The 12,636-nt window shown below is 74.2% G+C and carries 2 protein-coding genes; both read left to right on the top strand.

What is annotated here, in order from left to right:
* Positions 1–6,402, top strand: a complete 6,402-nt coding sequence (locus NE358_RS15750; protein WP_289939999.1) for a non-ribosomal peptide synthetase — start codon at positions 1–3, stop codon at positions 6,400–6,402.
* Complete coding sequence (locus NE358_RS15745; protein WP_289939996.1) at positions 6,399–12,542, top strand: non-ribosomal peptide synthetase; 6,144 nt, start codon at positions 6,399–6,401, stop codon at positions 12,540–12,542. The genes NE358_RS15750 and NE358_RS15745 overlap by 4 nt, the downstream gene beginning before the upstream one ends.
* Positions 12,543–12,636 lie beyond the last annotated feature (94 nt).

The following is a 12,636-nucleotide window of genomic DNA, read 5'->3' as shown; positions in this document are numbered from 1 at the left end:
GTGACCGTCGACGCCCCCGCGCGCCCCTCCCTCGATCGACCCGACGACGCCGTCGCCCTGACCCCCGCGCAGCGCGCCGTGTGGGTGGCATCGGAGGTCGATCCCGACAGCGCCACCGACTTCCACCTCGGGTGGACGACGCGCTTCTCCTCGGCGCACGACCCCGGTCGTCTCGCTCAGGCGGTCGCCCGTGTGCTGCGCGGGGAACCGCGGCTGTCGCGAACGGTCGTCGCCGACGGCGACGAGCCGCGATGGGTCGCGTGCGACCCGTTCGAGGCGCCCGCCGTGGTCGACCTGCGCGGCGAGAACCAGCCCGATGCGGCGGTCGCCGCCCGCGTCGACGGCTTGCGCGTCGAGGTCGCTCTCGGCGCGGGACGACTTCTGCACCGCCACGAGATCCTCATGGTCCCGGACGGGTACGTGTGGGCGCAGGCGTACCACCACGTGCTCGTCGACGGCCGATCGATTCGCGAGTTGACGCGTCGAGTACTCGCGGTTCTCCGAGATCCGGATGCCGCACCCCCGGCGTCGAGATCCGCGGAGGCGCCCGAGTCGCTTCGGGCGGGGGATGCCGGTAGGTCGGGGGCGCGTCCGGCGGACACGCCTCGGTCGGACGCGGAGGCGGTGGTCGCCGCGGTGAGCCGCGCCGAGAGCCTGATCGAGCGCCCGGCACGCGGCATCCGGAGCATCGCCGTCGAGCTCGACCCCGACCTGGTCGATTCGCTCCCCGGTCTCGCCGACCGGTGCGGGTTGAGCGTCGGTCGCACGGTGGCGGGACTCATCGCGGCGTACACGGCAACGGTGCGCGGACCGGGGGCGCACGCGGTGCGCCTGGCCGTCGCGGCCCCGGGCGACCCGCACGTCGTCGAGATGCGCTCGGCCGTCGTGCCCCTGCCGCCGGCCGCCGACGGCGACGCGACGATCGAGGCGTACCTGCGATCGTTCGACGAGGCGCTGAGCGCGCAGCGCCCGCACCTGGGCGCCGACCCCGGTGCCGTCGCCGACGCTCTGCGCACCCGCTTCGGCAGCCCCACGCTCGTCGTGCCGGGAATCAACGTCATGCTCGGCCCCGACCCGGGCGACGGCATCGCCCGGTCGACCTGGGTGGGGCCCTCGACCGACCTCGACATCGTGGCGGAGGGCGAGATCGCTCGCCGCGCTCTGCGGCTCGTCGTGCGCGGCCGGGCCGACGATCTCGAGCTCGCGGCCCATGCCTCCGGGCTCGCCGCGTTCCTGGCATCCGCCGTCGCCGCTCCCGACCGGGCGTTGAGTGCGCACCGGATCGTCGACGAGCCCGAGCGCGCGCTCCTGCTGGCCACGCGCAACGACACGGGGCGCTGCCTGTCGGACGCGGACGTCGTCGACATGGTCTTCGCGCGGGCGCGGAACGCGCCGTCGGCGGTCGCCGTCGCCGACGGTGACCGTCACATCGACTACCGCACGCTGCTGGGGGCGGCGACGCGCATCGCGCGGACTCTGCGCGACGACTTCGGCGCGGCCCCCGAGACGATCTTCGCCATCGACATGCACCGCAGCGCCGAGATGGTCGCGGCGATCCTCGGCATCCTCCTCTCGGGGGCGGCGTTCGTGCCGCTCGACCCCGCGTGGCCGCACCGGCGCCGCGCGAGCGTCGTCGCCGACGCGGGGGCGCGGGCCGTGCTCGTCGGACCCGGAGCGGGCGAGCCGACCGGTCTTCGCACGCACGCGGTCGATCTCGCGCAGATCGAGCCCGCCGCCGACCTCGTGCCGCGCGACCGCGAGTCGCTCGCGTACGTGATCTTCACGTCGGGCTCCACCGGCACCCCGAAGGGGGCGATGATCCGCCATGGCGCCATCGCGAGCCGCATGCGGTGGCAGATCGAGCGCGTGCTGGGGTTCGGCGCCGACGATGCGAGCCTGTTCAAGGCGCCGCTGTCGTTCGATATCTCGATCAACGAGGTGCTCCTCCCGCTCTGCTCGGGCGGCACCGTCGTCGTCGCGCGCGACGGGGAGGAGCGTGAGCCCGAGCGGCTGCTGCAGCTGATCTCGCAGCACGGTGTCACCTTCACGTACCTCGTCGCCTCGATGCTCGACGCGCTGCTCGACAGCGATGCGCTGACGACGGCCCCGCGCCTCGAGGGCCTGCGGCACGTGTGGTGCGGCGGCGAGCTGCTCACCCCCGAGCTGTTCGCCAGATTCCGCCGGCACCTGCCGCACGCCACGATGTACCACGGCTACGGCCCCGCCGAGGCGACGATCGGCGTCTCGCACATCGTCTACCGCGGAGACGGCGTGCGCAGCACGACCTCGATCGGCCGGCCGAACCCCGGATGCCGGTTGTACGTGCTCGATCGCGCCCTGCGCCCCGTCCCGGCGGGGATGGGCGGCGAGCTCTACGTGGCCGGCGACCTCCTGGGTCGCGGCTACGTGAACGCCCCCGCGCTGACGGCGTCGCGTTTCGTCGCGAACCCTTTCCACGATCCCCGCGACCCGGCATCCACGCCGCGGCTGTACCGCACGGGCGACCGCGCGCGGTGGAACCGCGACGAACTGGAATTCCTCGGACGCACCGACAACCAGGTCAAGATCGGCGGCATGCGCGTCGAACTCGAGGAGATCGAGAGGGCGATCGCGGCAGCGCCGGGCGTTCGCGCCTGCGTCGTCGTCGTGCGCGGAGCGCGCGTGCACGCCTACGTCGTGCCCGAGGCGGGCGCCGCGCCGGAGCGCGTCGAGGTGTCGGCCAGGGAGCGCGCGATCGCCACCCTGCCCCGGCACATGGTGCCCGCGTGGGTGACGGCACTCGACGCGCTGCCGACGACGGCGAACGGCAAGGTCGACCGCGCCGCTCTCCCCGAGCCGGTTTCGCAGGCGGTCAGCCCGGGTGCCCTCGATGCCGCCCAGCGGCCCGTCGCCGAGCAGATGGCCGCGGTGCTCGGAGTCGACCCGGCTCAGATCGGCCCCGACACCGGGTTCTTCACCCTCGGCGGTGACTCGCTCGCCGCGGTGCGGCTGGCGAACCGGCTGTCGCGCGCCGCACAGCGCACCGTGCCGACGCGGGCGGTGTTCGACCACCCCACGGTCGCGGAGCTCACCCGGTTCGTCGAGAACGCCGACGCCGCGGCAGCTCGTCCGCGCGCGACCGGTGCCGCCGACCGGGCGGCTCGCCTCCCGGCGACCCCGGGACAGCGGCGCATGTGGCTCGCATCGCAGCTCGACACGACCTCGGCGACCTACACCGTCCCCCTGGCCTTCCTCTTCCCCCGCGAGCCCGACCGTTCGGCGCTGCGCGCGGCGCTGGCCGACACGACGCGGCGGCATCCGGCGCTGCGGACGCTGCTGTCGCCCGGGCCCGATGCCCTGGTCGCCGACCGGCTCGCTGCAGACGACCCCCGAGCGCACCCCGGGGTCGAAGACGTGGCAGACGTCGACGCTTTTCTTCGCCGGCCGTTCGACCTGGCATCCGCGATCCCGATCCGTGTCGGTCTGAGCCCGCGCGACGATGGCTGGCTGCTGGTCATCGCCCTGCATCACAGCGCCGTCGACGAGGCGTCCGAGCCCGTGCTCCTGCAGACGCTGTCGGAGTCCATGCGCGCCCGCTGCGCGGGCACCGTCCCGGTCTGGGCCGAGGTCGACGCCGTGGTCGAGGAGTCGAGCGGCGAGAGCGCCGCCGAGGCGTTGGCGCGTCTCGCCCCGCTGCCGGACCGCGCCGACGTGCCGGGATGGTCCGTCACCACCGCCGGCTTCGGTCGCGCCGGGGCGACCCGGGCCTGCGTGCTGACGGGGACGGCGGCGGCGGCCGTCCGCGATCGCGCGCGCGGGGGGACCGTCTTCGAACTCGCCGTCCGCGCGGTCGCCACGGCGGTCGAGCGGCTCGGCGGTCCTGCGGATCTGCTCATCGCATCGCCGGTGGCGCGCACGACGCCCGACGACGGGATCGTGGGATGCCACATCACCACGACCCTCTTCGCCGCGCGGCGTGGCACCGACCTGCGGCCGCAGATCGTCGCTGCGCTCGACACACGCGCCGACGTCGCCGACCTGGTGGCCGCGGCGCCGGAGCTGCGCGACCGGGCCGCCCCGCGCATCATGGTCGTGCACCAGTCCCGGCGTCTCGACCGGCTCGAGCTGGGCGGGGTCGAGGGGTCGCGGATGCCGATCTCGACGGGCACGGCGAAGTTCGATGCGACGATCACCGTCGCCGAGGTCGGTGACGATCTCGCCGTCGAGCTCGAATACGCGACGGATGCCCTCGCCGGCGACGAGGCCGAGCGCTTCCTCCGCCAGGTGCGCGCGGCCCTGGAGGGCGTCGACGCGGTCGACACCGTGTCGCCGGCGCTTCTCGACGGAGGGCGGGCGATCGACGCCGGGCGCGACCGCACGCTCGTCGCCCTCATCGCGCGAGGCGTCTCCGACGAGGCCCGCCGCATCGCGGGAACGCTCGCGGCCCGGGGGATCGGCCCGGGGTCGGTGGTCGGTGTGTGCGCGGTGCGCGGATCCGCCCAGGTGGACCTCGTGCACGGCATCGTGCTCGCGGGCGCGGCCTACGTGCCCATCGACCCCGCGTGGCCGGCCGCGCGACGCGAGGCCGTCGTCGCCGACGCGGGCGCCCACCTCGTGCTCGAGGCGGTCCCCGACCGCGCCGCTCCCACCGCCCCGCCGCTCGCGCCGAGACCCGACGACGCCGCCTATGTGTTGTTCACCTCGGGCTCGACCGGACGACCCAAGGGCGTCGTCGTCAGTCATCGCGCGATCGTGAACCGTCTGCTGGCGGCCCCCGGCCTGCACGGGATCGGGCCCGACGACGTCATCCTCTACAAGACCCCCTTCACGTTCGACGTGTCGGTCTGGGAGCTGTTCCTCCCGGCCGTCGTGGGCGTCCGTCAGGCGGTCGCCCCGCCCGATGCGCACCGCGATCCGGCCGCGATCGCCACCGCGATCGTGGCGGAGCGCGCCAGCGTCGTGCACTTCGTGCCGTCGGTGCTGGCCGCGTTCCTCGAGCACCTGTCGGGTGCGCGCGAGACGGCCGCCGCCGTGGCGCGGAGCCTCCGCGTGATCGTCTGCAGCGGCGAGGCGCTGACCGCGCACCACCTGCGCGGGCTTGCCGAGCTGCTGCCCGGCGTGCGCGTCGACAACCTGTACGGCCCGACCGAGGCGGCCGTCGACGTCACTGCCGCACTCGATGTCACGGTCGACCGACCGATCGGCATCGGGCTGCCCCTGGTCGGGGTGGCGTGCCGCATCCTGGATGCCACGCTCCAGCCGGTCGTGCCGGGTGCGGTGGGCGACCTCTATCTGTGCGGTGTGCAGCTCGCTCGCGGGTACGCGAACCGGCCCTCGCTGACCGCCGAGCGGTTCGTCGCCGATCCGTTCGCCGCCGGCGCGCGCATGTACGACACCGGCGACCGCGTGCGTCAGCGACCCGACGGCACGATCGACTACCTCGGCCGGCGCGACCAGCAGGTCAAGGTCGGCGGCCAGCGGATCGAGCTCGGCGACGTCGAGGCGGCGCTGGTGTCGGCGACCGGCGTCGAGGCGGCTGCGGCGTTCGTCGTCGGGAGCACGTTGGTCGCCGTGTACGTGGGGACGGCGGCCACCGAGGCGGTGCGCGCACACGCGGGCGGCGTCGTCCCGGCCGCTCTGGTCCCGGCGCGCCTCACGGCGGTGGCCGGCCTCCCCCTCACCCCGCACGGGAAGCTCGACCGCGCGGCGTTGCCGCAGCTCGACCGCGCCCCCGTGACAGTCGGTGGTCGAGCGCCCGCGGGGACGACCGAAGTCGCGCTGGCCGCGGCGTTCGCCGCGGCGCTCGGGGCCTCGACGGTACCGGCCGATGCCGATTTCTTCGCCCTCGGGGGCGACAGCATCTCGGCGATCGCCGTCGTCACCGCGGCTCAGCGCCGTGGCATCCCGGTGTCGGTCGTCGATCTCTTCGAGACCCGCACCGTCGAGGGACTGGCGGCGCGGTGCGCCCCGCCGACCGAAAGCGTGACCGCGCGACCCGTTCCGCTGCCGCCGTCGCTCGCCGCCGCTCGCACCGACGGTCTCGACGTCGACACGATGACGGTCTCCGTGCCCCTGCAGACCGTGGAGGCCGAGGCCGCCCGCCGCGCGCTCACCTCGGTGGTCGCGACACGACCCGAGTTGCGCGTGCGCCTCGACCGGAGCCGCGCGCGGCTGTGGCGGGCGTTCCAGGTCGATCGCGTCCCGCCCGGCGACGGCGTCGACCTGGCGCAGGGAAGGCTCGTCGCCGTCGAGATCGCGGACGGTGCGCCGCGTCTCGTCGTCCACCGCATGGCGCTGCCCGCCGATGCGGAGCAGGGAGCGCGTCGTCTCGCCGCCGAGGTCTGTGACGTGGCGCGCACGGGCACGGCGGGGGCGGATGCCGTGCGTGCAGATGCAGTACGTGCAGGAGAGGGAAGAGCATGAGCGAGAACGTGATCGAGACGGTCCGGGTGCAGGGCGCGCGGGAGCGCATGCTCTTCCTCGCCGAGTTCGAGGACTCGCCGGGCGCGTACGCGATGCCCCTCGTCCTGCGGATCGTCGACGGACGCGTCGACGTCTCGGTCTTCGCCGCGGCGTTCCGCGACGTCGTGGAACGCCACGCGAGTCTGCGTACCGCCTTCGAGAAGATCGACGGCGGCTGGACCGAGAGCGTGCGGGATGCCGCCGAGGTCCCCGTCCGCGATCGGTCGGGCGAAACATGGGACGGGCGGTTGCCCTTCACTCCCGATCCCCGTCGCGAGGTCCCCGCCGCCGCGGCCGTGTACGCCGAGCACGTCGTGATCGTCATCCATCACGTGGCGGCTGACGGGCAGTCGATCCCCACGATCCTCGACGACCTCGAGCACGCCTACACGCACCGGCTCGCGGGCGGTGCGCCCACCTGGCCGGCAGGCCCCGCGTCCGACGCCGAGCCGCCGAGCGCGTCGGCGAACGGGCTCGGGCCGCTGTTCGCCGACATGCCGAGCGTCGTCCCGCTGCCCCTCGACCGGCCGCGCAGCCCCGCGCCGAGCTCGGTCGCCAATCGCGAGGAGCGTCCTTTGCCCGCGTGGGTCTCGCGGGCGCTCACCGACCTGTCGGGCCGGGTCGCGGCATCCCGGCTCATGCTCCTGCACGCGGCCGTCGCTCTCGTCCTGCGATCGAGGGGAGCGGGCGACCGCATCCCGCTCGGCATGGCCGCCGATCTGCGGGAGGGTTCCGACGCGGAGGGGGTCGGTCTGTTCCTGAACACCGTCGTCGGTCTCACTGATCTCACCGGTACGACGACCGTCGGCGAGGTGATCGGCCGCGTGCGTTCGTGCGCGCTCGATGCGTGGGAGCGCCGGGCCGTGCCGTTCGACGAGCTCGTCGCCGAGGTCGCTCCCGCCCGCGCCGCGGGCGTCCACCCTCTTTTTCAGGTCATGATCGCGGAGGTCGACCGCCGCACCCGCCGGGTCGGGCTCGGGGACGTCTCCGCCGAGGTGCGCCACGACGCCGAGCCTTCGGCGAAATTCGACCTCACCTTCGCGATCGGCGAGGGCGACGACGGCCTCGTGGTCGACGTCGTCTCGCGCGCCGAGATCTTCCGCCCCGAGACGACGTCCGCCCTGCTGGAGTCGGTCGTTCTCGCGCTCGTCGCCCTCACCGGCGATGCCGCCGCGCCTGTCGACGGCCTCGCGCTGAGCCGGACGACCGGTCCCCGCCCCGCGCTACGGCCGCCGGGCACCGCGGTCACCGAGCGGCGCATCGTTCTGCCCCGGCATCGGGCCGCCGCGGCGCTGGTGGGTGTCTATGCCTCGAGCGACGCGATCGGCACCCGTCGGAGCGGCGACGAGTTCGTCCCGCTCACGCTCGACGAGGTGCTCGATGCGGCCGCGATCACGGATGAACCCCGCGATCCCGATACGGTGGCCGGGCGGCCGGTCGCCGCATCGGCCGGACACGACGGCATCCTTCTCGCGGCGGCGTCGGAAGCGATCGACGAAGAGTCCTGGCCCGCGCTGCTCGCTGCGCTCTCGACGGGCTCGGCGCTCGGCATCCGCGATGCCGCCGAGTACGTCGAGGCCCGCACCCGCCGGGGAGAAGACCTCGGGATCGTCGATGCGGCCGAGGCCTGGCTCGACGTGATCGAGTCGGTTCCCGCGTCGGCCGTCGATCCGTCGTGGGCCGCCCTCGACCCCGGGGTGTCGGCGCACGCCGAGCTGCCCGCGCCGCCCACCACCACGACCGCCCTGCGCACCGCCGTGTTGTCGGGCCTCGGCGACCTCTGCGCCGGACCCGCCGTCGCGATGGTCGGTGAGCCCGACCGCGACGACCCCGCCCAGGCCTCCGCCGTCGGCGTGCGGCGTCGCGCCTTCCCCGTCTTCCTTCGAGGCGACGGCACCATCGTCGAGCCGACCGCGGAGGCTGCGCGCGACTACGAGATCGCCGGCGAGGCGAGTCCGCACACACCGGGGGTCTTCGACGGTCTCGTGAACGCCGACGTGCTGGTCGACATCCACGTGTCCGATCGGCCCGTCGCTCCCGTCTCGGGCCGTGTCACCGTGACCACGAGCCTGGTCGCCGACCGGTGGCGGGTGACGGTGTCGGGGCATCGGGATGCCGCGGAGATCGCGGCGGCCATCGCCCGCCGCGTCACCCCCGGCGTCGGGGTGAGCACACTCACCGCGATCGTGCGCCCCGCCGACACGCGCGTGCTCGACACGGCGGGAATCGGGACCGCGGCGATCCGCGACCTCGAGCGCATGGCCGGATCGCTCCGAGCGGTGCACCCGGCGACGGCCCTGCAGGAGGGCCTGCTGTTTCATCGCGACCTCTCCGGCGATACCGATGTCTACCTGTCGCAGACCGTCACCGACCTGGTCGGAACGCTCGACATCCCGGCGCTCCGCGCGGCCGCCGCGCGGATGATCGCGCAGCATCCCCACGTGGCAGGCCACTTCCGACGCGTCGGCGAGCGCACGGTGCTGATCGTGCCGCGGTCGCCGCGCATCGAATGGGATGTGCGCGTGGGCGATGACCGCGAGCGCTTCCTCGAGGACCAGCGCCGGCGCGGGTTCGACGGCGAGGGGCCGCTTCTGCGGTTCGGGCTGCTGAGCACGCCGGACGGCTCGCAGCACACGTGGGTGCTCACCGTCGAGCACGCGATCCTCGACGGCTGGTCGATCTGGCGGTTCCTCCGCGGCATCCTCGACGAGTACACCCGGCACGGCTCGGCAGCCGAACGCTGCGGGCCGCCGTACGCGAGGTACGTCTCGTGGCTCGCTGCTCGCGACCGGGAGGCGGCACGCGCGGCGTGGGGCGGCGCACTCGGGGGCATCGAGGCGCCGACCCTCGTCGCCCCCTCCGCGTCGGTCCGGGACCGCGGCGACGACGGGCGTTCCCTCGAACGCGTCCTGACCCTCGACCCCACCCTGACGGCACGGCTGCGGCAGGCCGGCACCGCCGCGCGGGCGCCGCTCAGCGCGGTGTACGAGCTCGCGTGGGCCCTGGCGCTGCGGCACGAGACGGGCCGTAGCGACGTCGCGTTCGGCACCGTGACCTCGGGGCGGCCCCCCGAGATCCCCGGCATCGACGACCTGCTCGGGTTGCTCTTCAACACCGTTCCGGTCCGCGTGCGGGTCCGCCCCGGCGGCGACCTGCAGGGTCACCTCGACGATCTCACCCGGTTCCGCCGCGTGATGCTGGCCCACCCCGAGGTGCCCCTGCCGGAGATCCTCGCGAGTTCGGGGCATCGCGAACTGTTCGACACCCTGTTCGTGTTCCAGAACATCCCCGTCACGCCGTCGACCGAGGCGCTCGGCCCCGACGGGGGCCTGCGCCAGCGCGCGCAGACCGTCCGCGACGCCACCCACTACCCGGTCACCGTCGTGGTGAACCCCGGCGGTGAGGGCGCCGGCGCGCGCGTGCGCGTCATGACGCGCCCCGGCGCCTGGCCCGACGACGAGGGCCTTCGTGCGACCGACCGGATCGTCGCCGCCTTCGTGCGGGCGCTCGAGGGCATCGCCGCGCACACCGGCGCGCTCGCCGCGCTCGACGTCGGCGACCCGGGCGAGGCCGGGGCGGGTGCGCTCGTCGGGGCGACCCCGAGCGGCGACGACGCGGCACTGCTCGACGCGACGGTCTGGGAACTGCTCGTGCGACGCGCCCGCGTCGATCCCGACGGTCTCGCCGTCGTGGCCGGCCCGGTTCGCTGGACCTTCTCCGACCTGGTGCACCGGGCGACGCAGCTCGCGACCGCCCTCCAGGAGCGCGGGATCGGGCCGGAGTCGCGCGTGGCGCTCTATCTGCCGCGCGATGCGCGCATGATCGTCGCGCTGTTCGCCGTCTTCGCCGCGCACGCGGCGTACGTCCCCGTCGACCCCACCCTGCCCGCCACCCGCGTCGCCGACATCCTCCGCGAGGCGGCGCCGGCGGCCGTCGTCAGCGACGACGTGCTCTCCGCCGCCGTTCCGGCCGGCATCCCCGTGCTGTCGCCCGATGCGTCGGGAGACGGATCGTTCATCGAGCCCCGTCGATCCCTCGATGCCCTCGCCTATGTCATCTTCACGTCGGGGTCGACGGGTCGGCCCAAGGGCGTGGCCGTGCCGTACCGGGGAGTGACGAACATGTTCGTGAATCATCGCGTCGAGATCTTCACGCCCGTCGTGACGGCGGCGGGCGGCCGGCGCCTGGCGATCGCGCACACCACGTCGTTCGCGTTCGACGCCTCGTGGGAGCAGCTGCTCTGGCTGCTCGAAGGGCACAGCGTGCACGTCATCGACGACGACATGCGGCGCGATCCGCGCGCGCTGCTGGCCTACTTCGACGACCACCGCATCGACGGCTTCGATGTGACGCCGAGCTACGGCCGCATCCTCGTCGACGAGGGGCTTTTCGCCCGCCCGCGCTGCACCGACCCGACCGCCGACGGCCCGGGTGTGGTCTTCGTGTCGCTGGGGGGAGAGGCGGTGCCCGACGACCTCTGGCGGGCGCTGCGCGACGCGCCCGGTGTCCACGGCTACAACCTCTACGGCCCGACCGAGTACACGATCAACGCCCTCGGCGCCGATGTCGAGGAACGCCCCACCTCGACGATCGGTCGACCCATCACCGCAACCGTCGCGCGAGTTCTCGACGATGCGCTCCGCCCCGCGCGGCCCGGGGTCACGGGGGAGCTCTACCTCTCGGGGGTGGGCCTCGCCCGCGGCTACCTCGGACGCAGCGACCTCACCGCCGAGCGGTTCGTCGCCGATCCGTTCGGGATGCCGGGAGAGCGTATGTACCGCACGGGCGACCTCGCGATGGTCGGTGGCGACGGCCTCATCAGCTACCTCGGACGCAGCGACGACCAGGTCAAGATCCGCGGTCACCGCGTGGAGCCCGCCGAGGTCTCGTCGGCCCTCGTCGCCCTCGACGGCATCCGTCGCGCCGCCGTCGTGCCGCTGCGAGGCCCCCGGGGAACCGAGCTCGCGGCCTATGTCGTGGCCGACGTGTCGCCGCTGCGGACCGCCCACGTCACCGCCGCCCTGCGGTCGCAGCTGCCCGACTATCTCGTGCCGGCCACGGTGACCGTCGTCGACGAGCTGCCGCTGACGGTCAACGGAAAGCTCGATGTGCGCGCCCTGCCCGAGCCCGTGCGCGAGTCGGTGGAGCGGCAGCGCCCGATCGGCGATGTCGAGTACCTCGTCGCCGAGGCGATGGCCGAGGTGCTCGGCGTCGACGAGGTGGGCCGCGACGACGACTTCTTCCTGCTCGGGGGCCATTCGCTGCTCGCCGTACGGGTCGTCTCGCGGCTGCGGACGTCGTCGGGCCTCGACCTGAGCGTGCGCGACCTGTACGGGGCGCCGACCGTGGCGGGTCTCGCGCGCGCGGCGGCGGGCGAGCGCAGCGAGACGATGTTCGCCCCCGTCCTCCGCCTGCGCGATGCCGACGGCCCCGCCGTCTTCTGCCTGCAGCCCGCCGGCGGGCTCGGGTGGGCGTACGCGGGTCTGTGTCGCCACCTCGACCCGGCTTTCGCGGTCTTCGCGCTGCAGGACCCGGCGCTGTCGGGCGGCCCCGAGCTCACCTCGGTCGATGCGATCGTCGACGATCAGATCGCGCGCATCCGCGAAGTCCGGCCCCACGGCCCGTATCACCTGCTCGGCTGGTCGTTCGGGGGGCAGCTCGCGCACGAGATCGCCGCGCGACTCGGCGACGAGGTGGCATCCGTCGTCCTGCTCGACGCGTACGCCGACGGCGCGGACGACGAGCTCGGGGCCCCCGTCGACGAGCAGGTCGCGGGTTTCGTGCGGAGCATGGCCGACGACCCGGTCCTCGCCGATCTCGATGGCGAAGCGCGGGAGAGGCTCGTGTCGACGTTCGAGCGTCACCTCCGGCTGTCAATTCCCGCGGTCACCGCCTCGGCGCGCGCCGACACGCTGCTGGTGGCGGCGACGCAGGGGGTCACCGCCGAGACGGCGGCCCGCCGCGACGCCGATTGGCGGTCGCGCATCGACGGTCGGCTTCGCATCGAGCCGGTCGATCTCGACCACGGTGGTCTCGGCCGCGCGGCCAACTGGGAGGTCTTCGGCGGGATGGTCGCCCGATGGATCGAGGGCATCCGCTGACGGCGATTCGTTCTCCTCCGGTACACGTTCGGGGATGCCGGGTCCGGTCCGCACCGCGAGGAGCGAGCCCGTCTCGGCTCGGGGTGGCCGATGT

The organism is Sphingomonas sp. G5 (assembly GCF_052660795.1).
This window is presented reverse-complemented; position numbering and strand designations above follow the sequence as displayed.